The organism is Streptomyces sp. NPDC029674 (assembly GCF_044903205.1).
GTDB lineage: Bacteria > Actinomycetota > Actinomycetes > Streptomycetales > Streptomycetaceae > Streptomyces.
This window is the reverse complement of record NZ_JBJDPY010000004.1, coordinates 258656-283951: the sequence shown is the minus strand read 5'-3', so window position 1 is coordinate 283951 and position 25296 is coordinate 258656. Positions and strand designations below refer to the sequence as shown.

Annotated in this window: 30 protein-coding genes; 13 read left to right on the top strand and 17 right to left on the bottom strand. The window is 71.5% G+C overall.

The features are described from left to right. Window positions 1-10: 10 nt before the first annotated feature. Window positions 11-562, bottom strand: a complete 552-nt coding sequence (locus tag ACI2L3_RS11800) for a hypothetical protein (protein WP_404752183.1) — start codon at window positions 560-562, stop codon at window positions 11-13. 123 nt (window positions 563-685) lie between these two features. Then, entirely contained in the window at window positions 686-1597 is a 912-nt protein-coding gene (locus ACI2L3_RS11795; protein ID WP_404752182.1) for a hypothetical protein, read from the bottom strand. Between the two features lie 969 nt (window positions 1598-2566). On the opposite strand from ACI2L3_RS11795, the gene ACI2L3_RS11790 reads away from it, so the two are divergent. After that, on the top strand, window positions 2567-2848 hold the full coding sequence (locus ACI2L3_RS11790; RefSeq protein WP_404752181.1) for a hypothetical protein: 282 nt from the start codon (window positions 2567-2569) through the stop codon (window positions 2846-2848). A gap of 605 nt (window positions 2849-3453) precedes the next feature. Here ACI2L3_RS11790 and ACI2L3_RS11785 read toward each other — a convergent pair. The 7 genes from ACI2L3_RS11785 to ACI2L3_RS11755 form a co-directional block, all read right to left on the bottom strand. Continuing rightward, window positions 3454-4389 (bottom strand): hypothetical protein, encoded by a 936-nt coding sequence (locus ACI2L3_RS11785; protein WP_404752180.1) that lies wholly within the window; start codon window positions 4387-4389, stop codon window positions 3454-3456. A gap of 274 nt (window positions 4390-4663) precedes the next feature. Continuing rightward, window positions 4664-5281, bottom strand: coding sequence for a glutamate-cysteine ligase family protein (locus ACI2L3_RS11780; RefSeq protein WP_404752179.1), 618 nt, complete (start codon window positions 5279-5281; stop codon window positions 4664-4666). 105 nt (window positions 5282-5386) lie between these two features. Next, window positions 5387-5560 carry a hypothetical protein gene (locus ACI2L3_RS11775; RefSeq protein ID WP_404752178.1) on the bottom strand — a complete coding sequence of 58 codons (174 nt, stop codon included), beginning with the start codon at window positions 5558-5560 and terminating at the stop codon, window positions 5387-5389. A gap of 281 nt (window positions 5561-5841) precedes the next feature. Next, complete coding sequence (locus ACI2L3_RS11770) at window positions 5842-6018, bottom strand: hypothetical protein (protein ID WP_404752177.1); 177 nt, start codon at window positions 6016-6018, stop codon at window positions 5842-5844. Between the two features lie 14 nt (window positions 6019-6032). Beyond that, window positions 6033-6314, bottom strand: coding sequence for a hypothetical protein (locus ACI2L3_RS11765; RefSeq protein ID WP_404752176.1), 282 nt, complete (start codon window positions 6312-6314; stop codon window positions 6033-6035). A gap of 133 nt (window positions 6315-6447) precedes the next feature. Next, on the bottom strand, window positions 6448-6630 hold the full coding sequence (locus ACI2L3_RS11760; RefSeq protein ID WP_404752175.1) for a hypothetical protein: 183 nt from the start codon (window positions 6628-6630) through the stop codon (window positions 6448-6450). Between the two features lie 107 nt (window positions 6631-6737). Next, complete coding sequence (locus tag ACI2L3_RS11755; RefSeq protein WP_404752174.1) at window positions 6738-7505, bottom strand: class I SAM-dependent methyltransferase; 768 nt, start codon at window positions 7503-7505, stop codon at window positions 6738-6740. A gap of 104 nt (window positions 7506-7609) precedes the next feature. Here ACI2L3_RS11755 and ACI2L3_RS11750 point away from each other — a divergent pair, with 104 nt between their 5' ends. From ACI2L3_RS11750 to ACI2L3_RS11740, 3 genes are all read left to right on the top strand, one after another. Further along, on the top strand, window positions 7610-8119 hold the full coding sequence (locus tag ACI2L3_RS11750; RefSeq protein ID WP_404752173.1) for a winged helix-turn-helix transcriptional regulator: 510 nt from the start codon (window positions 7610-7612) through the stop codon (window positions 8117-8119). Window positions 8120-8369: 250 nt separating this feature from the next. Further along, window positions 8370-8540: a 50S ribosomal protein L32 gene (gene rpmF, locus ACI2L3_RS11745; protein WP_404752172.1), complete on the top strand. Its 171-nt coding sequence runs from the start codon at window positions 8370-8372 to the stop codon at window positions 8538-8540. 5 nt (window positions 8541-8545) lie between these two features. Beyond that, a complete protein-coding gene (locus ACI2L3_RS11740; RefSeq protein ID WP_404752171.1) occupies window positions 8546-9775 on the top strand; it encodes a GTP-binding protein in 1230 nt (409 codons plus the stop codon). Here ACI2L3_RS11740 and ACI2L3_RS11735 read toward each other — a convergent pair. After that, window positions 9758-9991 carry a hypothetical protein gene (locus ACI2L3_RS11735; protein WP_404752170.1) on the bottom strand — a complete coding sequence of 78 codons (234 nt, stop codon included), beginning with the start codon at window positions 9989-9991 and terminating at the stop codon, window positions 9758-9760. The two genes, ACI2L3_RS11740 and ACI2L3_RS11735, sit on opposite strands and share 18 nt — an antisense overlap. 61 nt (window positions 9992-10052) lie before the next feature. Continuing rightward, window positions 10053-10685 (bottom strand): TNT domain-containing protein, encoded by a 633-nt coding sequence (locus tag ACI2L3_RS11730; protein ID WP_404752504.1) that lies wholly within the window; start codon window positions 10683-10685, stop codon window positions 10053-10055. 277 nt (window positions 10686-10962) lie between these two features. On the opposite strand from ACI2L3_RS11730, the gene ACI2L3_RS11725 reads away from it, so the two are divergent. Both ACI2L3_RS11725 and ACI2L3_RS11720 read left to right on the top strand, forming a co-directional pair. Further along, entirely contained in the window at window positions 10963-12198 is a 1236-nt protein-coding gene (locus ACI2L3_RS11725) for a lactonase family protein (protein ID WP_404752169.1), read from the top strand. Window positions 12199-12314: 116 nt separating this feature from the next. Continuing rightward, a complete protein-coding gene (locus tag ACI2L3_RS11720) occupies window positions 12315-13106 on the top strand; it encodes a hypothetical protein (protein ID WP_404752168.1) in 792 nt (263 codons plus the stop codon). A gap of 37 nt (window positions 13107-13143) precedes the next feature. Here ACI2L3_RS11720 and ACI2L3_RS11715 read toward each other — a convergent pair whose 3' ends face one another. Beyond that, entirely contained in the window at window positions 13144-13917 is a 774-nt protein-coding gene (locus ACI2L3_RS11715) for an SDR family NAD(P)-dependent oxidoreductase (protein ID WP_404752167.1), read from the bottom strand. A 141-nt stretch (window positions 13918-14058) separates the two neighbouring features. Here ACI2L3_RS11715 and ACI2L3_RS11710 point away from each other — a divergent pair, with 141 nt between their 5' ends. Continuing rightward, window positions 14059-15432 carry a HEAT repeat domain-containing protein gene (locus ACI2L3_RS11710; RefSeq protein WP_404752166.1) on the top strand — a complete coding sequence of 458 codons (1374 nt, stop codon included), beginning with the start codon at window positions 14059-14061 and terminating at the stop codon, window positions 15430-15432. Between the two features lie 53 nt (window positions 15433-15485). Here ACI2L3_RS11710 and ACI2L3_RS11705 read toward each other — a convergent pair whose 3' ends face one another. Continuing rightward, window positions 15486-16010 (bottom strand): isochorismatase family protein, encoded by a 525-nt coding sequence (locus tag ACI2L3_RS11705; RefSeq protein WP_404752503.1) that lies wholly within the window; start codon window positions 16008-16010, stop codon window positions 15486-15488. A 144-nt stretch (window positions 16011-16154) separates the two neighbouring features. On the opposite strand from ACI2L3_RS11705, the gene ACI2L3_RS11700 reads away from it, so the two are divergent. After that, the gene (locus ACI2L3_RS11700; protein ID WP_404752165.1) at window positions 16155-16442 is read left to right on the top strand and encodes a hypothetical protein; all 288 of its coding nucleotides are present in this window, start codon (window positions 16155-16157) and stop codon (window positions 16440-16442) included. On the opposite strand, the gene ACI2L3_RS11695 is transcribed toward ACI2L3_RS11700, so the two are convergent. The 3 genes from ACI2L3_RS11695 to ACI2L3_RS11685 all read right to left on the bottom strand — a co-directional run bounded on the left by ACI2L3_RS11695 (window position 16407) and on the right by ACI2L3_RS11685 (window position 18993). Continuing rightward, the gene (locus tag ACI2L3_RS11695) at window positions 16407-17120 is read right to left on the bottom strand and encodes a DUF2470 domain-containing protein (protein ID WP_404752164.1); all 714 of its coding nucleotides are present in this window, start codon (window positions 17118-17120) and stop codon (window positions 16407-16409) included. The genes ACI2L3_RS11700 and ACI2L3_RS11695 overlap by 36 nt on opposite strands. 140 nt (window positions 17121-17260) lie before the next feature. Further along, a complete protein-coding gene (locus ACI2L3_RS11690; protein ID WP_404752163.1) occupies window positions 17261-17908 on the bottom strand; it encodes an MBL fold metallo-hydrolase in 648 nt (215 codons plus the stop codon). Next, entirely contained in the window at window positions 17908-18993 is a 1086-nt protein-coding gene (locus ACI2L3_RS11685; RefSeq protein WP_404752162.1) for an S-(hydroxymethyl)mycothiol dehydrogenase, read from the bottom strand. Before ACI2L3_RS11685 ends, ACI2L3_RS11690 begins: the two co-directional genes overlap by 1 nt. A 111-nt stretch (window positions 18994-19104) precedes the next feature. Here ACI2L3_RS11685 and ACI2L3_RS11680 point away from each other — a divergent pair, with 111 nt between their 5' ends. The 4 genes from ACI2L3_RS11680 to ACI2L3_RS11665 all read left to right on the top strand — a co-directional run bounded on the left by ACI2L3_RS11680 (window position 19105) and on the right by ACI2L3_RS11665 (window position 22872). Further along, a complete protein-coding gene (locus ACI2L3_RS11680; RefSeq protein WP_404752161.1) occupies window positions 19105-19881 on the top strand; it encodes an ABC transporter permease in 777 nt (258 codons plus the stop codon). Between the two features lie 10 nt (window positions 19882-19891). Then, window positions 19892-20383, top strand: coding sequence for a glutathione peroxidase (locus ACI2L3_RS11675; RefSeq protein WP_404752160.1), 492 nt, complete (start codon window positions 19892-19894; stop codon window positions 20381-20383). Window positions 20384-20554: 171 nt separating this feature from the next. Beyond that, complete coding sequence (locus ACI2L3_RS11670; RefSeq protein WP_404752159.1) at window positions 20555-21781, top strand: D-alanyl-D-alanine carboxypeptidase family protein; 1227 nt, start codon at window positions 20555-20557, stop codon at window positions 21779-21781. A gap of 77 nt (window positions 21782-21858) precedes the next feature. Next, complete coding sequence (locus ACI2L3_RS11665) at window positions 21859-22872, top strand: Gfo/Idh/MocA family protein (RefSeq protein WP_404752158.1); 1014 nt, start codon at window positions 21859-21861, stop codon at window positions 22870-22872. Between the two features lie 41 nt (window positions 22873-22913). On the opposite strand, the gene ACI2L3_RS11660 is transcribed toward ACI2L3_RS11665, so the two are convergent. Next, entirely contained in the window at window positions 22914-23327 is a 414-nt protein-coding gene (locus tag ACI2L3_RS11660) for an SsgA family sporulation/cell division regulator (protein ID WP_404752157.1), read from the bottom strand. 312 nt (window positions 23328-23639) lie between these two features. Between ACI2L3_RS11660 and ACI2L3_RS11655 the strand changes: the two genes are divergently transcribed. Continuing rightward, window positions 23640-25184 carry an ATP-dependent DNA ligase gene (locus tag ACI2L3_RS11655; RefSeq protein WP_404752156.1) on the top strand — a complete coding sequence of 515 codons (1545 nt, stop codon included), beginning with the start codon at window positions 23640-23642 and terminating at the stop codon, window positions 25182-25184. Window positions 25185-25296 lie beyond the last annotated feature (112 nt).

The window sequence follows — 25296 nt, the reverse complement described above, 5'->3', positions numbered from 1 at the left end:
CGACTTCTGGTCAGTGGATTACCCATGCCTCGGAAGGGAGGAAGCTCACCGGTGCATCCATGGCGTCTGCGGGGAGGAATACCGGCCGGGTGAGCAGGCGGTCACCTGCCCGCTGGACGCCGATCACCACGCCCAGGCTCCGTGATCCGGGTTCACCGAGGTTCGCATGGAACAGCTCCGAGAAGGGCTCGCGGATCCCGGCACGGTCGACGATCCACTGCTCGAGCTCCGAGGGCGTCCGGCCGACCAACGCGACGCCGTCCGCGTAGATCTGAGGTCCCTTCAGGGCGTCGACCGATATTCCCCGCAGCCGCTCCTCCAGGCCGTAGTAGAACGTCAGCCCCAGCCCCCAGCACTCCCCCTTGACCGTGCCGTACCGGTCCTGCGACAGAGCCCCCCGCGTGTAGTGCTGGGGGTTGCGCGCGATGCCTCCGAGCTCCGCGGTGACCTCCTGGGGCCGCATCCCGAAACGCAGCGGGCCCACGCTCTCGAACGGTTCCAGCAGCCATCGCCGCCGCCTGCTGTCCGGGAGCACATCCCACACACCCCACCGGTCGAACATTCACTCAATCCTTCATCCAAGATTCCTGCACCACGATCGGGCCTTCCGCATCCCGCCCCGCGGTAGTACGAGCCGGGCCCCGTGGTGGGCCCCGTCCTCCCGGTCGTCCACATCGGTCGCCGGTCAGGAGATGTGACGGCGACGCCTCTGGGCAGCGGCGGTCAGCACTGTGCCCAGGGCGATCGAGGCACCGCCGGCACCGAGCATCCAGCCGGAGGCGGCATCGCTGCCGGTCTCGGCCAAGGCGGTGCCCGAGTCGGCCCGCCCGGTGGAGTCATCGGCTGAGCCGGGCCGCCCGGTGACCGGCCTGGTGACGTCGTCCCGTATGCCGGTGGCGGTGGGCTTGCCCGTGCCGGTGGCAGCGGCGGGCTTGCCGGTGACCGGAAGCTCCTTCAGGTCGTCCTGTGGAGCGGGCTTGTTGCCCTCGGCCGACGGCGAGCTGCCCTCAACCACGATCTCGAAGTCGTAGCCCGTCGGCTCCGAATGGCCGTAGACGTCGTCCTCGTCGACGTATGAGCCGAACGCCCAGGCAAGGCCTACCGGCGTGCTGGCGTCGGCCTTCATCCGCAACTCGATGTCGGCGTGCTCACCGGGCGCCATCTCGGCGAGGGTGGTGAGGTAGCCGATTTCGGGGTCGACCGTCTTCCAGGCACCCGCGGCCTCGTCGTACCACTGCAGGGTCAGCAGGCGCCACATTTCGCGACCACTGTGGTCAAGGGCCGCCAGCCGGGTGTGGACGTCGGCCGACTTGATCACCTTGGCAGAGGTGTTGGTGGCGCGGAACGTGAAGTTCTTCCAGCCGGAGCCGGCCACGACCTTGCTGGGCAGACCGTGCAGCGTAGTGCTCAGTGCCGCCTGGTCCGACTGCCCGGCATCGGCCGGGTCTTCTTCGGATTCCCGGGTCGGTCCGGCGGCAGGCTGGGCCGGGATGGTGGGCTCGGCGGTCCCGGTCGGCTCGATGATGTCGCCCGGGGCGGTGGTGAGGGAAGACGGCCAGGTTCGGCTGCCGGTCCCCTCGCCTGCGGTCGCGTCCACGGTGCCCGGAGTTTCGGGCAGTGAGGTGGGGGCATCGGTTGGCTCCGGGCCGGCAGTGTCGGGCGTCGGTTCGGCGGAAACTCCGGCCGAGGACGCCGCCAGGCTCGTTCCGGCCCTGGGCGCCGCAGGAGCCTGGGACGGTGATGTGGCACCGGGTATGGCCGGATCTCCGGCCGACGGCCCTCTTCCCCCTGTCGGGGGCTCCGGGTTCCCGGGCTCCGGAGCAGGCTCTGGCATGGAAAGGGCCGGCGGGCTGACCTCTGCCGCCACCGCGGGTGCAGCAGCCAACAGCGTCGGGGTGGCCACCGAGACAGCAGCCAGGACTGCCATACGTATGCACTTCAAGGGAACAACCAAATCTCTCGCTATGGGATATGGACGCCCATCTTTCACAGTTGTCCAACTTTCCACTACCTTGCATCGGCTTATGGACTCATAAGCCGTGTTTGGGACCATCGCGGCAGGACGCGTCCCTGCTGTCCCGCAGCCGCATCCCGGCCCTGCCCAGCCTCATGCCGCTTGAACGAGCCGGCTTGCGAGAACGACTCGGGGTGTCCCCAGCGCCCAGGATGGGCCCATTTACTCTGCAAACCAAGGGGAGTTGGAGGGGTGGCGAGGCGTTCGCCAACGGCCTTTCCATAACGTCGAAACGCGACGCGCATGCCGCTGTCGGCAGGCCCGCGCCCGGCACCGGCTGGAGCAGCACACCGCCGACTTCGCCTGTTCCACCCCCACCGTCCACGACCGGCCGCACACCGGGCACACCACCTGCTCGCCCCGTTGAGCCCTCTGCCGGCCCCGCATAGCAGATCATCCAGCCGCCAATGCCTCACAGCCAGAGTTCAAAGACACCTACTGAGCGGCGTCGAGCACATCGCCGACTCTCTCGATTCCTGACCCGGCCTCCCGTTGGGCTGTACAGGTGACTGTGCTGGTCAACAAGGGTATGCAGGTCGGACTATGAGCGTTATGAGCACAGACGAGCCTGATGTTGCGTCGACCGACTTCCCGCCGGGTGGCTCCCTCACCGGCTCCGCCTGGCCGGGGGTCCTGGCCACGGCCGTACCCGTCGCCACGGTGATCACGATGGCTGGGCAGGTGGCGAAGGCGCGTATCGAGCAACACGGCGCAACGGAGCGGACGGCGATTGAGCAGCGTGGCGAGACGCAGCGTGCGGTCATCGCTGCCGAGGTCGAACGGGAGCGGATCCGTCGGCCCCAGCTTCCGGCCGGAGACGGCGACGCCGCCTGAACCCCCCGATCGCCACGCGGGCCCGCCCGAAGCGTGGCCGGGCCGTGGGTGCGGCTGTTCGGTGGTGTGATTGGGGTCCGGCAGTTGGGGGGGAAGTGGCGCTGCAGGATCTCCACCCAGCGGTGCAGGACGACGAAGCCGGTGGTGTTCGGCCTACGCCTGGACCAGCTCGGTCAGCGCGTGCCGCAGCGCTCGCCGAAGACGGCCTCGTCCGGCTGCCGCCCCCGAAGCCCGGACAAGCAAGCCACGTCGAGCCCGGACAACCTCCACCAGTCGGCGCAGGCGGCCGGACCCTCCGGAGACACCACCGGCGCCGGTTCCCACTGGGCCGCCACCCGCGTGGTCATCCCCAGGCCCGTCAGGACCCAGCAGGAGAACGCCGGCTGCGCCAAGCCCTGGCGGGCCGCCCGGACCGCCAGGGCTTCCCTCTCGGTTACCTCGCCGCACACCACGCTGGTTGCGATGACCACCACCATCCGCCGACCGGGAGTTGCCGTGCTCCCCTGCCCGTACTGCCGGTGGCACGGGAGACATTTGGCCCGGTCCCATGGTTCATCACCTGATGCTCCTGGCCGCCCTTGCTGCGCGGGAGCACTGGCGGACGGTTATCCCTGTACGGGCTCTCGCGGCCCGGCCGCCGGATCAGTTGCGTCCCTTGTCAGGGCGGCCAGCGGGATGGCTGCGATGTCCTCGGCCGGCCGGGACAGGTGCAGTGCGGTGTGGAAGTATCCGTCGGTCTCCTTGCCTTCGGGGTCCTCATGGGCTGCCGTCACCGCGTCGATGGCGGATTGCTGTTCTTGGGGGCTGGTGAACCGGCGCTGCGGGTAGGTCCGTGCGACGTCTTTTTCGGTGACCAGGCCGGAGGACTCCAGGTCGTGGGAGATGGTCTGGTAGGAGCCGGTACGCAGCACAAAGGCGGCGACCCACGGCGGTTTGCCGACGTCGCTCAGAAAGGGTCGGAAGCTGCGGGGCGAGAGAAAGCTGACCCCGCCGGTGACGGTGATCAGGCGGGTGGCGCTGGTGGCGCTCAGCAGGGCTGCGGAGGGCGGTGTGGTCTCCAGGTTCTCACAGAAGCCCGCGTCCAGGAGTCCGACTGCGCAGGCGTAATCGACGGCGTGGTGGGCCACGTCGAGCCCGATCACGCGGGCCGCCCCGGGGCGGCGGCGGGCCGCGTAGTAGGCACGGTCGCGTGTAATCACTTCGGCGGTAGTCAGCCGGGCCACCGCCGGATCCGTGTAGTGCGCGTACAGATCCTGCAGGGTGAGGTCGTGGTTGAGGAGGGCTGCGTTGATTCCGTACGAGCAGCAAATGTCGAGCACGGTGACGGCTCGGTCGCCACGTGCCCCGTCCGCGGCGAGGACGTCCACCAAACGCCGGAAGAACGGCTGGGCGTGATGAGGGGTCTGGTACTGCCACGCGCCCAGCGCGCGGAAGAAGGCCCGGGGGTCGGGAAGGTCGTAGATGTCGTCGAACCGTGTCATGGGCGGGCGCGGGCCGCTCGCGGACGTCGTGGCCTCCGTGCCGCCAGGATGAGCGCTCATGCGTCGTGTCTCCTCTTCCCGTTCGCGTGCACCGGCCAGGCCTTGCGGATGTCTGGCGCGGGATGATGTCGAAAGACCGGGGACTGCAGTGGCTCCGTCACAAGAGTTGAGCCAGGCGGTACGGAGGAGCCGGGCCATGCATCTGACAGTTCGGGGACCGGTGCGAGCTGGATCAGTGCCGTCGGCGTAGTTTCACACGACGAGGCGGCCGTCTTCCAGCAGCGGTCAGGCGGGTGGTGGGGACCGGCACCCGGGCACCGCGCTGACCCCGGCGCTACGAGCGCCCCGCCTCTTGGCAAACCACTCGCGGTATGTGAGGTGCCGTCCCGGCGGGGCCGCTGATGCCACTGAGGCCGTCGTCGGACCAGGGCGAAGTCTTCGCGGGAATCGCGGTCTCCGGTAGCGCGCAGGGCAGGGTGCAGGAGGGTGAAAAGCTCATCGGCCAAGGCTGTTGCGGGGATCTGATGTCCGTCGGTGGGGTGGAGGGCCGGTCCACGCAGGCAGTGGCGTGCTGCTGTCCATGAAGCGGCGGCGGCCTGATGGTCACTGATCGCTGGGGCAGGGCGTCGGTCAGATGCAGCGATGGCCGGGCGAGCCAGCAGGCGTTCGCGCCCCGCGGCAGGACACCTCCGCGCTGGAGGGCCGCCAGAGTTTCGTCGTAGTGGGCTGCGCAGGTGAAGTGCGGGGGGATCTGCACGGTCGGCCAGCGGGACAGTGCGATGGTGCGCGGGCTCGCGTAACTGGTACTGGCCCCGCTGGGGGCTGACGCAGTGGACAGGGCCAGGAGAGTGGGGAGCCAGGGGCGCAGGTGGTTGATCACGACGATTGCGGTCTCTCGGTCCAGGCTGCCGACGTGAACGTGGCAGCCACACGTCTCGGTGTCGGTGGCCATCTCCCCGTACAGGGCTTCCATCCGGCGGTAGTGCGCACCATCATCCCCCCACCGGCCGGGGCGGGCCGCTGTGGTGGGGCCCACAACCCAGCCGTGCCCCCTCCTCTAGGCCAGGGTGGAGCAGATTCCGGTGGTGGACTCCACCATGGTTGCCAGCAGTTCGGAGTGGAAGGCGCCGGCCTCGGGCGGGCGGCTGTCGGCGGTGCGGGCGAGGACGGCGGACGCGCACGCCAGGGGTGCGCCGCTGTCGACGTCCGTCAGTGCGAACTCTTCCTCCACTCCCCCAGTCAGCGACGGCGGGCAGGCGGGCGGCGGTTGCGGCTTCCCGACGACGCTCATCTGCGACCACTGATGATGAGGTACGGCGGGTGGAGGCGCTCGGCCGTCCAGGTGTTGTGGACCAACTCGTGCGGAGAAGCGAGCCGTTCATCGTCCTGGAGAAGGGAAGCCAGGCACTCGGCCTCACGGAAGCCGGCCGCTTTGAACAGCCGTAGATAGGTCTAAACATCCAGAAGTACGACGTGGAGGTCTTCTCCGACGGCTGCCCTCAGCCTCACCGGTCACGGCTCCCCGGGCTGGACGGGAAGCGGCCCGGGAGCGGGCCGCTTCATCGTGTAGGTGATGCCCGCGCCCTCGGGGTGCCCCTCCAGCACGACGAAGGTCCCGCCAGGACGCAGGACGCGACATGCCTCGCGGATCACCTGCTCCACCATCGCCACATCACAGGTGCTGGCCATCACCGGACAGCTCATCACTCCATCGACCGCGCCACTCGGCAGGAACCCCACAGGTCGCCGGGGCCCACTTGACGGTAGGAGATACGCGCATCGGGGTGCCGTATGCCTGCGGCCTGGGCCACCGACGCTCGCCGCCATGCCTCGGGGCCTTCCGCTGCGTCGCGTGCGGATTGGGCTTGGTCGTGTCCGCCGCGGGCTTGGATGCGGGCGCCGAGCACCGTACCGGTGAAGGTTCCGACTATGGTGCCACCCACGCCGATCGCACCGATCAGCGCGACGGCCATGCCGTTGTCCACTCGGTCAACTTCACACGCGTACCACCACTTTGACCACGCCCGTCGGGCCCTTCCAGAACCGGTGCGAAAACCTCGGCCGAAGTCCTGGCGGCCTTTCGACGCCTGAGCCCAACCATCAAGACTCCCGACAGAGTTACTCGCTCAACCGGGCACTCTGCTGCCGCAGGGCATCAAGCCGGGTCGGCCGCGAGTGTTCCGCGTCATCACGGTCCCGGTCGTCGGCGGGCCGGGTGACCCGCAATTGCACTGGGTGGTGGAGGCCGGCGGGCAGCAGGTCGACGAGCAGGTCCTCCACGGCGGCGACACGATGTTCCACGGCTACTGGTGGCGCATCGCGAGCCGGTTCAGCCCCTTCGACGCGGTGTTCCTGCCCGCCAACAGGGCCGTGGTCGACGCGCCGCGCCTACAGTCACCGAGCGTCGTTTACGCCCGCCGCACCGCGTATCCCAGATACGTCACCAGCGGGCTGCCCTGCGGCTCCAGCACCATGTCGACCAGCTTCGGCAGCTGTTCGTCGGTCAGCGTGCCGCGTCTGCGTCCGCGCGTCGCCCGCACCAGGCGGCGGACGTCGCGCGGCTTGAACGCCGAGGTGTCCTTCGGGGAGAGCCCCACCCGGTCCAAGGCCTCGGCGAGTTCCGCCGGGCGGCGCAGCCGGTGTGCGGCGTAGCGGCCGCGGGGCATGATCCGGGTGCCCGGGAAGGCCTGGAATGCGCCGAGGTAGAGGAGGCGGGAGACGAGGGTGCGGTTCACCGTGTCGTAGACGAAGGCGCCGCCGGGGCTGAGCACGCGTGCCGCTTCCGCGAGGACCGCGTCCGGCCTTTCGGTGATTTCCAGGGTGTCGGCGCAGTACACGAGGTCGAAGGAGCCGTCGGGCACGCCGAGTTCCTCGGCGGGTGCCGTCCGGTACGTGATCCGGTGACCGTCGTCCGCTTCCCGGGCGAGGGCGGTGGCTGCGGGAGACGGGTCGACAGCGGTGACCTCGAATCCGAGCCGGGCGAGGCCTCGGGCGGGCAGGCCGCGCCCGCTGCCGACGACGAGGGCCCGGCCGCCGACCGCCGCGATGCCCAGCTCCGAGAGCACCTGCCGCACGTACTCAAGGCGTACGGAGTGGAAGGTCAGGGCCCTGATGTAGCGGCCGTCGACGGCCTTGGAGCCGGCCGTGTCGAGCGTGATGCGCGGGGCGGTGGTCATGGCGGGCTCCATCGGTATTCCGAGTTGGCGGCGCTTTGGGTTCGCTGAGGGAACCTAGCATCGTCGAGTTCCCTGGGGGAACCCAGCCGCCATACGCTGGGAACATGACCCGCACCCCCCTCTCCGGCGTCGCGTGCTCGATCGCCCGCGCGAGCGACCTGCTCGGCGACGCCTGGACGGTTCTGATCATGCGCGACGTCCTCCTCGGCATCCGCCGCTTCGACGAGCTGGCGCAGGATCTCGGCCTGTCCCGCAAGGTCCTCTCCGCGCGCCTGGCCCGGCTGGTCGAGGAGGGCGTACTGACCCGCGAGCAGTACCAGGCCAGCCCGCCGCGCGAGGAGTACGTGGCCACGGAGAAGGGCCAGGAGCTCTACCCCGTCCTCCTGGCACTGATGGCCTGGGGCGACAAGTGGTACGCGGCTCCCGCGGGCCCGCCCGCCCGGATCCGCCACGACGCCTGCGGGCACGTCGCCACACCGGTCGTGGCCTGCGACGTCTGCCAGGGGCCGCTCACGGTGGCGGACACGACTCAACTCCCCGGTCCTGGCGGGCAGGTGGGGCCGGGCACCCTGCTGCTGGGGCCGCTGATCGCCGCGCGGGGCGAGCAAGGGTAGGGCCTGGTGGCGCACCCGCACCAGCCAGAGTTTCAGCCGGGAAGCGAGAGGGAGAGGGAGAGGGGCGGGGACTCTCAACCTCAGGTTTAGCGTCAGGGTCTGAGCGTTACAGCCTGCCTCAGCCCGGCGCGGGTTGTTAATGAGATTCATTTTCATATAGCGTCGCCGTGCGGACAGACGGTGGTACGTGGACCGCCGCCGCCTCACTCAGCCGCACCCGCCCCCAGCCCCCCAACCCCAGGAGGACCTCATGGCCGTACCCAAGCGGAAGATGTCGCGCAGCAACACCCGGCACCGCCGCGCCCAGTGGAAGGCCAGCACCCCGCAGCTCGTGCCCGTCACCGTCGACGGCGTGCCGCACATGGTGCCGCAGCGCCTGGTCAAGGCGTACGAGCGCGGCCTGCTGCGCCCGGAGAGCTGACGTACATGGCGCACGCACGACCCGCGGCGGGCGGCCGGCTGCCCGTGACCGTCCTGTCCGGTTTCCTCGGCGCGGGCAAGACGACCCTGCTCAACCACGTCCTGGCGAATCGCGCGGGCCTGCGCGTCGCGGTGATCGTGAACGACATGAGCGAGATCAACATCGACGCCGCCCTGGTGCGCGGCGGCGAGGCCGCGCTGTCGCGCACGGAGGAGCGCCTGGTCGAGCTGACCAACGGCTGCATCTGCTGCACGCTCCGCGACGATCTGCTGGACGAGGTCGGCCGGCTGGCCGCCGAGGGCCGCTTCGACCATCTCCTCATCGAGTCCAGCGGCATCTCCGAGCCGATGCCGGTCGCCGCGACGTTCGCGTTCCCGCGCGACGACGGCGCGACGCTCGGCGATCTCGCCCGGCTCGACACGATGGTGACGGTGGTCGACGCCGCGAACTTCCTGGCCGAGCTGTCGGACGGGGACGGCCTGGTGGAGCGCGGCCTGGATCAGTACGAGAACGACGAGCGCACCGTCAGCGACCTCCTCATGGACCAGGTCGAGTTCGCCGACGTCATCGTCCTCAACAAGCTCGACCTCGTCGACGCGGCGGCCGCCGACCGGCTCGCCGCCACCCTCGCGCGCCTCAACCCGCTCGCCCGCATCGTACCCGCGACTCGGGGGCGGGTGGAGCTCGGCCAGGTCCTGGACACCGGCCTGTTCGACCTCGAACGGGCCCAGCAGGCGCCGGGGTGGGTGCGGGAGCTGAACGGCGACCATGTGCCGGAGACCGAGGAGTACGGGATCTCCAGCACGGTGTTCCGTGCCCAGCGGCCCTTCCACCCGGGCCGCCTGTGGTCCTTCGTCACGGAGGAGATGGACAGCGGTACCTTCGGGCGGATCCTGCGCTCCAAGGGGTTCTTCTGGCTGGCGAGCCGGCCCCGGGTCATCGGCATGTGGTCGCAGGCGGGCTCCGTCGCCCGCTTCGAGCCGTCGGCGGCGCGAGCCGCGGACGACTCGCAGGAGCAGGGGCAGGGGCAGGGGCAGGGGCAGGAGCAGGGGCAGGAGCTCGTCTTCATCGGCGTTGATCTGTGTGCGTCGGCACTGCACGCGGCTCTGGAGCGGTGCCTGCTTGCCGAGGGCGAGGAGGTCCCGCCGTACGATCCGTTCCCGGCGTGGGACGCCCACGGCGTGGATGGCGCGGATGGCGTGGATGTCTGTGAATACTCAGATCAGCTGGTGTAGCAGGTGGACGCACGCCGCCCCCTCATCCGTGTGCCGGGCGAGGGGGCGGTGCGTGCCCCGTTCGTACGTTCCGACCTCCCACGCCCCGTCTTCGGCTCTGCGCAAGTAGACGAAGTCGGGGGGCGTGGGGGCGGGTTCGTGGACGCCCTCGATCCAGTAGTAGCCGTCGGCCACGTGGGCGGCGCGCAGGGCCGCCGCAGCTTCTCGGACGTCCACGGGGGCACCAATCGGTCGCAGGTCGTCAGGCGTTCACGGGACGTCAGTCGTTCGCGGGCTGTCAGTCGTTCGCGGGCTCGAGGTAGCCGTGGTCCAGGAGCCACTTCACGTTGAGGCGCTGGCCCTCGCCCGGGTTCAGGAAGACCGGGTCCAGCTTGATCTGCTGGCCGCGGCCGGGCTGCTCGAACCAGGGGGCGATGCTGCCCTGCCAGACGTAGAAGGGCTTGTTCACCTCGTAGACGCGGTAGTCGCAGGCGACCGCGGCGTCGCGGGTGTTGAGGTTCTGCGGGGGCAGGGCGCGCTTGGCGTAGGGATCGCCGGCTGGTGCGAGGTACCCGCCGAACTCCGAGCCGAAGCGGTCCAGCTCCTCGCCCTCCTCCAGGAGTTCGGCGTGCTTGTCGACGCGGCCGTTGACGGTTTCGAAGCCGTCGTTGGGTGGGTACTTCCAGCTGCCGGTGTCGGCCGGGCCCTCCCAGTACTTCTTCAGGAAGGCCTTCGGCGACAGCTTGCCCGTCCGCTTCCAGTTCTTCAGGAGCGGGCCGACCGGGCGATCCCACTTCCTGGGGAGCCAGGCCGGGCCGAGGCGGGCGTCACCGCGGAACTCCCCCGTGCACGGCTCGTGCGCGGCGCCGGCGGCCACCGGGGGCGCCGGCGCGGCGGAGGCCGTGGCGCTCGCGGCGGGTGCGGCCGCCATGGCGCCTGCCACACCGAACGCGGCCAGGACGGTACGAACCCTGATCAGACGGCTGTGTTCCACTCGCCAACTCCTGTACGTCTGTGAGCGTTTGACGACAATCGTTTGCACACCGTATCGGAGCGATGACTCTCGGCGGTCGACAATGCGGGCTTCTCTGCCTCGCGATCATGGGCCGGCGTCGCGCCGCGCCGACGCGCGGTCCTCTTGTCCGTTCCCTCGCGTACGAGGCACTGTGGCTGCCACATCCGTCACCACCGACGCACGAGGTGCAGGCATGAACAGCGGAGCAGGGTCGGCCACGGGTTCCGGAAGCGGGCCGGGGCGGCGGCGGTTCATCGGCGGACTCGTGGGGACGGCCACCGCGGGGGCTCTGTCCGCGACGTCGGCCTGCGCCTCGCCGGACCGGGCGCAGCGGGAGCGCCCCGAACCCGCACGGCAGGACGCGGCCTCCTCGGCGGCCCACCGGCCGCGCCGCGAGCGGCAGTTGTTCCTGGGGACGTACACCTCGCAGGACGGCGGCGGTTCGGGCATCGGTCTGGCGACGTACGACGACGTCACGGGGCGGATCACCGGCACCGGGACCCTCACCGGCGTCCCGGACCCCTCCTACCTGGCGCTGCACCCTTCGGGCCGCACGCTCTACACCGTCAACGAGCGGGAGAAGGGCGGCGTGACCGCCGTCGCGCTCTCCCCCGCCGGCAAGCACGAGGTCCTCGGCACGCGGGACACCGGCGGCGGCGCCCCCTGCCATCTCTCGGTGCACCCCGGCGGCCGCTGGCTGCTCAGCGCGAACTACCTCTCCGGCAGCGTGGCCGTCCACCCCATCGGGACGTCGGGCGCGCTGGGCGAGCGGACGGATCTCGTCACGCACTCCTCGCCGCCGCCCGGACCCGGACAGGAGGGGCCGCACGCCCACCAGATCAGCACCGCCCCGGACGGCCGACACATCCTCGCCGTCGACCTCGGCAACGACACCGTCTACACGTACCGCCTCGACGAGAAGGCGGGTACGCTCCGCCGCGTCTCGCACGCGGTGCTCCGGCCGGGTGCGGGCCCGCGCCACCTCACCTTCCACCCCTCGGGCCGCTTCGCCTATCTCGCCGCCGAGTTGGACAACACGGTCGTCGTCTGCGCGTATGACCCCGGCACCGGCCGCCTCACCCCGGGCAAGCCGCAGTCGACCGGCACCGGCGAAGGCACCAGCTATCCGGCGCAGATCCTGGTGACCCGCGAGGGCCGCTTCGCCTTCCTCGCCAACCGGGGGCACAACAGCATCACGCGGTACGCGATCGAGCGCGGCGGCGCCCGGCTCCGGCTCCTCGACACGGTCCCCGTCGGCGGCGACTTCCCCCGCCAGCTCGCGTTCTCCCCGTCCCAGCGCCTGCTGTTCGCCGCGAACCAGAAGTCGAGTTCGGTGAGCGTCTTCGAGGTCGACGCCCGCAACGGCGGGCTGCGCCTCACGGGCAAACCGTTCAGGTCACCGATCGCGGTGTGCGCGCTGCCTCTTTAGGAGACGTGCCAGGTATCGGCTCGTACGACCGCTCGTTCCGATGACGCGGTACACCACGTGTGGCGGCTTCCCGCCGCCGGTGCCGCCCGGGGGGGCGAGCCCTCTGGTGGAGCCATGTGAAGGGGTGGGCCGGGTGGGGGCCAGAAGTCCCGTTCGCCGGTGAGCTGGTCACCGTCGAGGGGCAGGATGAGCGGCGCGTCCCGGTGCGGGACATCCGGATGCGCCCAGGCCACCTGGCTCTGCTGCCGGATTCCCGATTCCTGCTGGTGAGCGGCCGTACGTTCCGCACATCCCGGAACGGGACCGAAGGGCCCTGGAAACCCAACGCCGTGGTGTTCTCCCCAGCAGGCGCACCCGAGGCCGAGTTCTGCGTCGGCGACGACATCTCCGCCCTGGTCACCGACCTCCGCGGCGGCATCTGGACGGCTCACGGCGACGAAGGGATCTACGGCGGCCATCCCGAGTCGGGAGCCGGACTCGCGGGCTGGAGCATCCGGGGCCAGGCGTCCTGGGCTCCCGACGGGCGGCTGCCCGACCACCCACTGCAAGGCTGTACCGCGGCGACCGAGAGCGAACACGTGTGGCTCGTCTGGTACTCCGGCAGCAGCAGAGGCGGCACCTTCCTGACCCGGATCACTCCGTCCAGCGGCGACGTGACCAGCTGGCCCAGCCCCGTCCCCGCACCGGACGGGTTCGCCTGCCGCGGGCGCCGGGCGGTGTTCACGCGCCGGGACCACAACATGCGGTCCGTCGAGCTCGTACGGGCCGAGCTCAACGGCGCCACCTGGGCGGTGACCGACCGACGACGGCTCCGAGTGCCCGGCCGTGTCGTCGGGCGCTGTGGGCAAGGACGCGACGGTCACCTGTGGCTTCGCGCAGGGGACACCTGGCTGCGTATCGAAGCATGAGCGCCTGACGCCGTGCCCGACGCCCCGCCCGGCGCCGTCAGTTGGACGTCATGCCACCGTCCACCGCCAGTGCCGATCCCGTGGCGAACGAGGCGCGGTCGCTGCACAGCCACAGGGCGGCCTGGGCGATCTCCGCCGGATCGGCCATGCGCTGCTGCATCTGGCGGGCCACGAAGGCGTGTTCCAGCTCGGGGTGGGCCTCCACCGCCTGGCTGATCATGTCCGTGCGTGTGGTGCCGACGACCAGGGTGTTGACGCGGATGCCGTGCGGGGCGTACTCGGCAGCGGCGGCCCTGGTCATGCCGAGCACCGCGTGCTTCGCGGCGACGTAGGGCACGGGGGCTCCGGTGGCCACCATGGCCGCGGTGCTGGCCGTGTTGACGATCGCTCCCTTTCCGGCTTCGAGCATCACGGGGATCTGGGAGCGCAGACAGTTCCAGGTGCCGCGTACGTTGACGTCCATCGTCCGGTCGAAGACGGCCTGGTCGAGTTCGTGCAGGGGCGCCAGGATCTCGCCGGCGTACCCCGCGTTGTTGAACGCCGCGTCCAGGGCGCCGAAGTGCTCACGCGTCGCGTCGACCGCGCGCTGGACGTCCTCGGGGTCCGAGACGTCACCCGCGCTGATCGCCGCGCGGCCGCCCGAGTCGTTGATCTCCTGGGCGAGTTGCTTCAGCGCGTCTTGACGGCGGGCCATCAGCAGGACCGCCGCCCCTTCGGCGGCGAACAGGCGCGCGGCGGCCGCACCGATCCCGCTCGACGCCCCCGTGATCATGACGGCCTTACCGGCCAGCATTCCATTCGTGTCGGTCATGCGGTGAGTAAATCGCCGTACGCACCGGGATGGCACCCCTCAGTGATCATGAGATCCCCCACAGTGTTCACCCCCTGCGCTCCGCCTCCACGGCGTGTACACACTTGCAGTGTCGATCGGAGATCAGGGAGGGGTGGGTGCGTGAGCGGAGACGGGTTCGCGGCGCGGCTCATGTCGGCGGTGCGGGCGGGGGACGTCGACGCGGTGCGGGCGTCGCTGGCCGAGGGGGCCGATCCGGACGCGGTCGACGCGGTGGACGAGAGCGGGCTGCCGGCACTGGGGCTCGCGGTGGCTGCGTACGACGCGGCGGTCGCCGAAGCGCTGGTGGAGGGTGGAGCCGATCCCGACCGGGTGCTACCGGACGGGACCACACCACTGTGGCGTGCGGTCGACGGCGGTTCGTACGCGGTCTTCTCCGCCGTGCTCGGCACGGAGCCCCGGCTGCGGCTGCCGGAAGTCATGCGTGACCAACTCGTCGCGCTGGCCAGGAGCTGGTACGAGACCGGGCCGGAGGAGGAGCTGCGGCGGAGGACCGGCGCGGTGGGGCCCGCGACCACGGAGCGGGTCACCGACGGCGAGTACGGCTGGGTCGATCAGGTCGCGCTCGGCGGGCTCGTCGTACGGGCCGGGCACGGCGGCATCCTGAGCGCGCTCGAATGGGCCTTCCGCATCCTGACCCCCGTCGACGAACTGGTCGCCCGCGCCGTGCGCCGCCCGGACGAGGAGCATGCCGACTGGTCGGCGGTCTGCTGGGTTCTCGTCGGGCGCCGCAGCAACGAGACCTGGTCGGCCGTGGTCACCCACCGCCACCACCCCGATCCAGCCCACCGGCGGTTCGTGGCGGACTACCTGCGGATGCGTTCGTTCGTCGACCCGGGCCACCCGTACTACGGGAAGAAGGAGACCGGGCTTCTGCTCGCCTGGGCCGCCGAAGAGCCGGACAGTGCGGTGCTCGCCAAAGTGCTCGGCGCCCTGACCGAGTACGAACACCCCGGTCAGGAGGCCGTCGGGCTCCGCCATGCGAGCCATTGCGACCCCCGCGTACGCCGCGAGGTGCCCTACGCCCTCGTGTCGAACGACGGGCTGCGCTCGCCGGCCGCCCGGGACGCGGTGCTCGCCCTCACCCGCGACCCGGACACCGAAGTGCGGCTCAGGGCCTGCGCGGTGGGGGCGGACGACGAGCTCCTGCGCCCCGAGGTCACCCAGGCGCTGCTCCTCATGGTCGAGAGCTCGGACGCCGCCGCGCGCCGTAGGGCGGCGGTGACCCTCGCCGCCTCCCGGGACGACGCGCCCGCCGTCGCGGAGGCCCTGATGTCCGTGCTGGACGACGACGACCGGTTCGTGCGGCTGGAGGCCGCCTGGGGTCTCGCCCGCCGCGACGACCCGCGGACCGAGGAGGCGTACGAGCGCGTGGGGCCTCTCGGTCCGGGCTTCGAGGAGGATCACCGGGCGCTCGAGCTCTGGAACTGGAGGTGGCGGCGGAAGGAGGCGGCTTCGGATGCGGATGCCGGGTGACAGTGCTTCGGGTGGGCGGCGGTGGCCCGGGGTGCTCGGTCCGTCCGGCGGCGCTACGGCTTCGTGAAGTCCACGTCGGCCGCCCGTGCGACGAGCTCGATCTCGTCGCCGAGGGTCCACTCCGCGACGCGCGACACCGTCGCCGCGGGCACCACGTCGCTGATGCCCTCCGCGGCCGGGATGTCGTACGTCGCGTGCGCGTCGTGCGGCAGGACGACGCGGAAGCCGAGTTCCAGAGCGGTGGACGCCGTCGCCCTGACGCACATCTCCGACATCACGCCGCACACGGCCAGTTCCCGCACACCGGCGTCGCGCAGCAGCTCCTCCAGCCGGGACTCCGCGAAGCCGTCGTCGACGGTCTTGCGCACGAGGAGCTCGCCCCGGCCGGTGTCGAGGGGCAGGTGGAGCTCCCAGCCGGGGGTGCCCGGCTCGTCGGGGGTGCCGGGCTCTCCGTCGTTCTGCAGCTGGACGACGAGCGCGCCGTTCTCCCGGGCCCTGGCCAGCAGGCCGTGCACCCGGTCCAGGAGCCGCTCCGCGTCGGGCACGGCGTCGTCGCCGGTGACGAAAGCGGACTGCATGTCGATGACGATCAGCGCCTGCACGGGCGCGACGGGCTGGGCGGGCCCGGGGGGCGAGAAGGGCTGCGTGGGCTTCGGCGACTCTGTCACCACGCCATCATCCCTGCGGGACGCGGGACCTCAACTGGATTAACGTGCGTGGGTATGAGCACGGACCTTGCCGTACTCCTTGCCGGCGCCGCCGTTCTGGTCGCCGCGACCCTCGCCGTCGCGGTCGTGCTGCTCGTACGCCTCGTCCGGACCCGCCGCGCCCTGCGCAGAGCCGGGCTTCCCGTCGAGCGGCAGTGGGTCTTCTGGGGCGCGATCGCCTATCTCGTGCTGCCCACCGACCTGTTGCCCGACCCGATACTGCTCGACGACATCGGCGTACTGGTGCTGGCGTTGAAGTCGATGCGGTCAGCCTCCGACGGGTCGTCCACGCCGCGTGGTTGAGAGGCGGGCCTTCATCAGGAGTGCGTGCATGCACTCCGTCACCTGCGTGACGTCCTCGACGAGCTGGTGGAAGGGGAGGCGGACGTCCGCCTGGCCGCGGGCGCGTTCGAGGCGCAGGGAGATCCCGTGCCGGTCGATGGCGAGCGGGCGGACCCGCACCACGCCCTGCAGACTGTCGGGGCTGATGAGGCGGGTGAGCTGCTCGACGGCGTCCGGGTGGGCGTCGGCGAGGTGGGTGAGCAGCCGTGACTCCGCCTCGGCGAGCGGGTCGGGCACGGTCAGGGCGAGTTCGTCGAGCTCGATCCCCTGGCGTTCCCCGGTGGAGTCGTGCAGCACGGCGCACGTCGGCTCGAAGACGAGCTGCTCACCGTCGTACGCGAGCGCCCCGGAGAGCCAGAGCCGCGCGCGGATCCGGTCCCTGAGCGGCACCGGCGCGACGTCGGCGAACTCCAGCAGCGTGGACGGTTCGCCGCGCGGCGTGCAGATGAGGGCGGCGGCGAGCGCGCTGTCCTCGGGCGGTGACAGCAGGAGCCTGCCGTCCTCGGTGACGGTGTGCGCGCCCACGAGTTCGTCCCTGCCGATCTCCGTGGTCACCGCGCAGGACCATGCGGTGGCAAGCACTGAACGAGCGCGTGCCGCCGCTGTGGGCACGGTCGTGCTGCTGTGACGGACAGCCATCCTCAACCTCCATTAGGTAAGCCTTGCCTAACTTATCGAAGATTGCGGGACAGGGCCAGTACGCCTCATGGCCCCGCGCGGCGAACCGTGCGGGGCCATGAGGACGTACATCCGAGGAGGTCCACGGAGAGGAGCGGGCGTCAGTGACCCCGCGCGATCCACTCCTCCAAGTGCGGCGCCTCGGCGCCGACCGTGGTGCTGTCGCCGTGGCCCGTACGCACCACCGTCTCGGGCGGCAGCGTCAACAGCCGCTCCTTGATGGACTCCACGATCGTCGGGAAGTCACTGAAGGAACGGCCCGTCGCGCCGGGGCCGCCGGCGAACAGCGTGTCGCCGGTGAACACCGTGCCGAGGCCGGGCGCGTACAGACTCACGGCGCCGTGGCAGTGCCCGGGCGTGTGCAGCACCTTCAGGGCCGTGCCCGCGACGGCCAGTTCCTGCCCGTCGGAGAGCTCGCCGTCCGGGGCGCGGTCGGGATGGGTCAGCTTCCACAGATCCGTGTCCGCGGGGTGCAGCAGGATGGGCGCTCCCGTGCGGGCCGCGAGCGCCGGGGCCGCGTCGATGTGATCGTCGTGGGCGTGCGTGCAGACGATCGCGACGAGGCGGCGCTCCCCCACCGCGTCCGCGATGGCGTCCGCGTCGTGCGCGGCGTCGATGACGACGCACTCGCTGTCGTCGCCCACGATCCACACGTTGTTGTCGACCTCCCAGGTGCCGCCGTCGAGCGAGAAGGTCCCGGAGGTGACGAGGTGGTCGACGCGCGCGCCGTCCGAGGCTTCGGCCGCCATCAGAACATCACCACCGAACGGAGGACGTCGCCGTGGTGCATGCGCTCGAAGGCCTTCTCCACGTCCTCGAGCGCGATGGTCTCCGTGACGAACGCGTCCAGGTCCAGGCGCCCCTGCCGGTACAGGTCGATGAGCATCGGGAAGTCGCGGGACGGCAGGCAGTCCCCGTACCAGCTCGACTTGAGCGCGCCGCCGCGCCCGAAGACGTCGAGCAGCGGCAGCTCGATCTTCATCTCCGGCGTCGGGACCCCGACCAGGACGACCGTGCCGGCCAGGTCGCGGGCGTAGAAGGCCTGCTCGTACGTCTCCGGGCGGCCGACCGCCTCGATGACGACGTCGGCTCCGTTGCCGCCGGTCAGCTCGCGGATCGCCTCGACGGGGTCGGCGGAGCGCGAGTTGACCGTGTGCGTGGCGCCGAGGCCCTTCGCCGTCTCCAGCTTCTTGTCGTCGATGTCGACGGCGATGATCCGGGCGGCTCCCGCGAGGCGGGCCCCCACGACCGCGGCGTTGCCGACGCCGCCGCAGCCGATGACCGCGACCGAGTCGCCCCGGCCGACGTTTCCGGTGTTGATCGCGGCGCCGATGCCCGCCATCACACCGCAGCCGAGGAGTCCGGCCGCGGCGGGCGAGGCGGCCGGGTCGACCTTGGTGCACTGCCCGGCGGCGACGAGGGTCTTCTCGGCGAAGGCCCCGATGCCGAGCGCCGGGGAGAGCTCCGTGCCGTCGGCCAGGGTCATCTTCTGCTTCGCGTTGTGCGTGTCGAAGCAGTACTGGGGGCGGCCGCGCAGGCACGCGCGGCACTGCCCGCACACCGCACGCCAGTTGAGGATCACGAAGTCGCCGGGCGCGACCTCGGTGACCCCCTCGCCCACCGACTCGACGACGCCGGCCGCCTCGTGCCCGAGGAGGAACGGGAAGTCGTCGTTGATGCCGCCCTCCCGGTAGTGCAGGTCGGTGTGACAGACCCCGCACGCCTGGACCTTCACCACGGCTTCTCCGGGGCCCGGATCCGGGACGATGATCGTCTCGATCCGCACCGGCTCGCCCTTCGCGCGCGCGACCACGCCCTGCACCTGCTGCGCCATGACTTCCAGCCCTTCTTTCTCCACACGTCTTTCCCACCACATCGTTACAGGTGAAGCGCTGTGATACAGCAGGTCGACGGGGAGAACGACCTCGCGATCTAGGCTGGCTCCGTGCGCAATCTCGCGGCCCAGGCCCTCCTGCCGGTCAACGCGGCGCTCGCCGCCGCCCTGCTCGTGCTGCTGCTGGCCGCCGCGACGACGGCGGCCGTCTTCCGGCTCGCCCCCGACGGCTCGCGCGGCAGGGCGCGGGAGATCCTGATCGCGGGCGTGCGCGCGGCCGCCCAACTGGCCGTGGTCTCCCTCGTGATCGCCTGGGTCGTGCACCACGTGGCCGCGCTGTTCGCCTTCCTGCTCCTCATGTTCGCCGTGGCCGCGCGCACCGCCGGGCGGCGCATCACACCGAACGGCACCTGGTGGTGGGCGGCGCTGCCCATCGCGGGCCCCGTCGTCCCGGTGGTGACCGGACTGACCCTCGCGGGCCTGCTGCCCGTACGGGGCATCGCCATGATCCCCGTGACGGGCATCCTCATCGGCGGGGCGCTCACCGCGACGGTCCTCGCGGGCCGCCGTTCCCTCGACGAACTCCACACCCGCTTCGGCGAGTACGAGGCCGGCATCGCGCTGGGCCTGCCCGACCACGACGCGCGCCTCGAAGTCATCCGCCCGGCCGCCTCGGACGCCCTGCTGCCCGGCCTCGACCAGACCCGCACGGTGGGCCTCGTCACCCTGCCCGGCGCGTTCGTCGGCATGCTCCTGGGCGGCGCCTCCCCCGCCCTCGCCGGAGCTGTGCAGCTCTTCGTGCTGATCGCCCTGATGGCGGTCCAGGCGATCGCCGTGGCCGTCACGGTCGAACTGGTCGCCCACGGCCGACTGCACCGCGAGGCGTAGGCTCGCCACCATGTCTGTTTACGACGCGGTAGAGATCGCAAGCCTGCAGGGCGGCCCCGCCGACCTGCGCCAGTACGAGGGCAAGGCCGTCCTGGTCGTCAATGTCGCCTCCAAGTGCGGGCTGACCCCGCAGTACGCGGGTTTGGAGCGGCTCCACGAGCAGTACGCCGGCCGGGGCTTCAGCGTGCTGGGCGTGCCCTGCAACCAGTTCATGGGGCAGGAGCCCGGTTCGTCCGAGGAGATCGCCGAGTTCTGCTCGGCGACGTACGGCGTGACGTTCCCGATGACGGAGAAGGTCGACGTCAACGGCGAGGCGCGGCATCCGCTGTACGGGAAGCTCGTCGGCACGGCCGACGCGGAGGGGCACACGGGTGATGTCCGCTGGAACTTCGAGAAGTTCTTGATCGATCCGGCGGGCAACGTCGTGGCCCGCTTCTCGCCCCAGACCGAGCCCGACGCCCCCGAGCTCGTCGTGGCCGTCGAGAAGCACCTGCCGGCCTGATGGTCGGGCTTCCGGTGTCTTCGCGTACCGGGGTGTGCGGCAGCTGAAGTGACGGGCCGACAGGGCCGACGGTTGCCCGGCTGAGAGGGACGGTCCCCGGGCGGGCCGGGGATACCTCCAGCCGGGCCAAGCCGATCTGCGGACTCCGAGCGGCGCTCCTACGGTGGCTGAATGGTCATCAGGAACCTTTCGCGCTCCTCCTCCGTACGCGCCGCGGCCCTCTCCCTCGGCGCTCTGGTCCTCCTGTCCTCGCCGGTCGCCGCCTCCGACGTCCCCGCCGAACCGGCGCCTCCGCGACCGCTGCCCGCGTACTCGTCCACCCTTCTCGACCGGCCGGGCGTCCAGGTCCGGCCCGGCCCGGGCGCGCCCGGGCTGCCCGACGGCGTGTCCGCCCGCGCCTGGCTCGTGGCGGACGCCGGTACCGGGGAGGTGCTCGCGGCCCGGGACGCGCACCTTCCGCTGCCGCCCGCCTCGACGCTCAAGTCTCTCTTCGCGCTGGCGACGCTCCCCCGTCTCGACCCGGGCCTGCGGCACGTCGTCGCCGAGCACGAGCTGGACGATGTGGGCGAGGGCAGCAGCATGGTGGGCGTGGCGGAGGGCCGCGCCTACCGGGTGTCGGATCTATGGCGGGGGGTGTTCCTCAGCTCCGGGAACGACGCCGTGCACGTTCTCGCGGGCCTCAACGGCGGCCTGGAAAAAACGGTTCGGGAGATGCGGGCGAAGGCGCGCGAGCTGGGCGCGAACGACACCAACGTGGTGTCGCCCGACGGCTACGACGCCGACGGGCAGGTCTCGTCGGCGTACGACCTGGCGGTGTTCGGCAGGGCGGGGCTCGCCGATCCGGAGTTCGCCCGCTACTGCTCGACCCGGGTCGCGCACTTTCCGGCGGGTGGCTGGTCGTACCCCATCCAGAACACCAACCGGCTGCTGACCGGTGCCGACGGCGTGGCGCCCTATCCGGGCCTGCTCGGTGTCAAGAACGGTTACACCAGCCACGCGGGCTCCACCCTGATCAGCGCGGCCCAGCGCGGCGGGCGCACGCTCGTCGTCTCGGTGATGAACCCGCGCGGGGGCAGCGGGCGTGCCGTCTACGAGGAGGCGAGGTCGCTGCTCGACTGGGGGTTCGCGGCGGCCGGGAAGGTGCGGCCGGTCGGCTCGCTGCAGCCGCCGCCGGAGAGGACCCGGACGGATTCGGCGCCCCACCCGGCGGGCGCGGCCGGCCGGCTTGACCTGGCCGTACAGCCGGACGACTCCGAGTGGCCGGCGGTGCTGCTGGTCGTCGCGGGCTCGGTCGTCCTGCTCGCGGGCTGCGTCGTGGCGGCCCGGCGGCGGGCGGTCCGGCGGCGGAGGGCTACGGTGGCTCGACGCCGCGCGGACCCGGAACGCGTCGTGGAGTAGGCCGGGGTGCGTGCGGCGCGGATACGTCGGGTGGTGCGGCTGGGTCGTCCAGTGCGCGGACACGGGGAGGTCTTCGGGTGAGCGATCTGCTGGGGGTGGCCGTGCTGGGGGCGGGCCACATGGGCGCCGATCACGTGCGGCGGATCGGCGAAACGGTGGGCGGGGCCCGTGTGGTGGCGGTCGCGGACCCCGACACGGAGCGGGCCGCGGCGGCGGTGGCGGGGCGCGCGGGGGTGTCCGTGCACCGTGAGGCGTCGGCCGCGATCAGTGCGCCCGGGGTGGAGGCGGTCCTGGTGGCCTCGCCCGAGGCGGCGCACGAGGAGGCGCTGCTCGCGGCCTGCGCGCGCGGCCTCCCGGTGCTCTGCGAGAAGCCCCTGACCCCCGATTCCGCCTCGGCCCTGAGAGTGGTGGAGGCGGAGGTCCGGCTGGGGCGCAGGCTGATCCAGGTCGGGTTCATGCGCCGGTACGACGCCGAGTACGCGGCCCTCAAGACGCTCCTCGACTCCGGGCGCCTGGGCCGCCCCCTGCTGCTGCACTGCCGTCACCGGAACGTGTCGTCTCCCCCGCACTTCACCTCCTCCATGCTGATCAGCAGCTCCGTCTCGCACGAGATCGACGCGGCGCGGTGGCTTCTCGGGCAGGAGATCACGGCGGTGACGGTGGTCCGGCCCACGCCGTCCGCGGACGCCCCGGAGGGTCTGCTCGACCCGCAGCTGGTGCTCTTCGAGACGGCGGGCGGCGCCGTCGTCGACGTGGAGGTCTTCGTCAACTGCGGCTTCGGCTACGAGGTGGCATGCGAGGCGGTGTGCGAGCGGGGCAGCGCCCGGCTCGGCGACGACCGCACGATGGTCGTCAGGTCGGCGGGCCGCGCGCACGAGGAGGTGGCGCAGGACTACCTGGTCCGGTTCGCCGACGCGTACGACCGCGAGGTGCGGGCGTGGGTGGCCGCCGCCCGGGACGGCCGGGTCACGGGGCCGAGCGCGTGGGACGGGTACGCGGCGTCGGCCGTCGCCGAGGCCGGTGTCGCGGCGCTGCGCACCGGCTCACGCGTCACGGTGGAGATGGCCGAGCGGCCCGCGCTGTACGGGTGACGCGGGGCGCCGGCGCGGGGCGTCCGGACGGCGCGCAGGCTTCAGACACCACCGAGCAGCCGCGAGAGTCCCTCGTCGAGGTCGATCTGCGCGCCCTCGCCGCCCGCGGGCACCACGGCGTACGAGCGCACCAGGAAGCGGCGCAGGACGATCTTGTCGAACTGCACCAGGGCCAGACCCTGGTGCGAGTGGAACTCCAGGACCGTCCGGGCCCGCCCGCACGGCCAGATGTGCACGTCGCCGCTGCCCGTCGGCGCGACGAGGCCGTCCTCGAGGAGCTGCCGGGCGAAGACCCAGGTGACTTCCGCGCCGTCGAGCGACGCCTGCGAGGGGAAGGTCATCTGGATGGCCAGGGGGTCTTCCGCGGAGTAGCGCAGCACCACGGGCAGAGCGCGCTCACGACCCTCGGGGGTGACGAGACGGGCACGGGCGGGCTGTTCGAGGGTGACGGCCATGAGGGGACTCCACTTCTGATGTTTCCAGTGCTCGGTACTGCGGTTCCGGCGGGCTCCTGTGCCCGTATGACCCCTCAGGGAGGGGCGGTATTACGCCACGATGTCGAGTTATTCATGTGACCTGCGTCACTCGCCTTCCCGTAGGCGGTCATGTGTCGCCCAGAGCCTCGAAACCCGCCCGGCCGGCACACGCCGGTCCGGGTGCCCGCCTCAAGCAAGTGCACGCGTACCTTCGGGAAACATCAGCCTCTCGGCCCACTCGCGCGTTGCGATCCCCATGCGTCACGTGCCGCCCCGATGCAGGATGGCCTCATGCTGCTCGCCCGGCTCGCACACGTGTCCAAGGAAGTGGCCGCCACCTCGGCGCGGTCCCGGAAGATCGCCCTGCTCGCCGAGCTGTTCCGGGCCGCGGAGCCGGACGACGTACCGATCGCCATCCCCTACTTGTCGGGACGGCTGCCTCAGGGGCGGCTCGGCATCGGCTGGAGCACGCTCAAGCACACGGTGCCGCCCGCCGACGAGGCGACGCTCACCGTACGCGGGGTGGACGCGGCGCTCACCGCGATCGGGTCGGTGTCCGGCGCCGGGTCGCAGGCCGAACGGAAGCGTCTCGTCGGGGAATTGATGGGTGCCGCGACCGCCGACGAGCAGCGGTTCCTGCTCGGGTTGCTGACCGGTGAGGTCCGGCAGGGCGCGCTGGACGCGGTGGCGGTCGAGGGGCTCGCGCTCGCCACGGAAACCCCGGCGGACGCGGTGCGGCGTGCGGTGATGCTCGCCGGATCCGTGAGCCCGGTCGCCCAGGCGCTGCTGGCGGACGGGGCGGAGGCCCTGGACGAGTTCCGGCTCACCGTGGGCCGGCCGGTCCTGCCGATGCTCGCGCACAGTGCCGCGTCCGTCGCCGAGGGCATCGACAAGCTGGGCGCTTGCGCGGTCGAGGAGAAACTGGACGGCATCCGCGTACAGGTCCACCGGGACGGGGACGACGTACGCGTCTACACGCGCACCCTGGACGACATCACCGACCGCCTCCCCGAGCTGACCTCCGCCGCCCTCGGCATGGCGGGGTCGCACTTCATATTGGACGGCGAGGTCATCGCGCTGGACGCCGACGGGCGGCCGCGGCCGTTCCAGGAGATCGCGGGGCGCGTCGGCTCACGGGTCGACGTGTCGACGGCGGCGGCCGGGCTGCCCCTCTCCCCCGTCTTCTTCGACGCCCTGTCCGTGGCCGGGCGGGACCTGCTCGACCTGCCGTTCACCGAGCGCCACGCGGAGCTGGCGGCGCTGGTGCCCGAACCGATGCGGGTGCGGCGCACGCTCGTGGCGGACCCGGCCGACGAACGGTCGCGCGGTGAGGCCCAGGAGTTCTTCGAGGCGACGCTGGGGCGCGGCCACGAAGGGGTCGTACTGAAAGGGCTCGACGCCCCCTACAGTGCGGGCCGCCGGGGTGCCTCCTGGCTGAAGGTGAAGCCGGTCCACACCCTGGACCTGGTCGTTCTCGCCGCCGAGTGGGGTCATGGCCGCCGCACCGGCAAGCTCTCCAACCTGCATCTGGGCGCGCGGCGGCCGGACGGCACGTTCGCCATGCTGGGCAAGACCTTCAAGGGCATGACGGACGCGATGCTGGCCTGGCAGACCGAGCGCCTTCAGGAGCTGGCGGTCGAGGAGAGCGGTTACGTCGTGACGGTGCGCCCCGAGCTCGTCGTGGAGATCGCCTACGACGGCCTCCAGAAATCCACCCGCTACCCGGCGGGCGTCACGCTCCGCTTCGCGCGGGTCGTGCGGTACCGCGAGGACAAGTCGCCCGAGGAGGCGGACACGGTGGAGACGGTGCTGCGGGGCGGTCCCGGCCCGGCGTAGCCCACCGCGGCGGCACTTCCCCGACCGACTGAGCCCGGCGTACCAAAACGGGCCCGACTCCGGTGGGATTTTGCCAATCCTTGGCCCCGATAGGGTGACAGCCGGGGGAGAT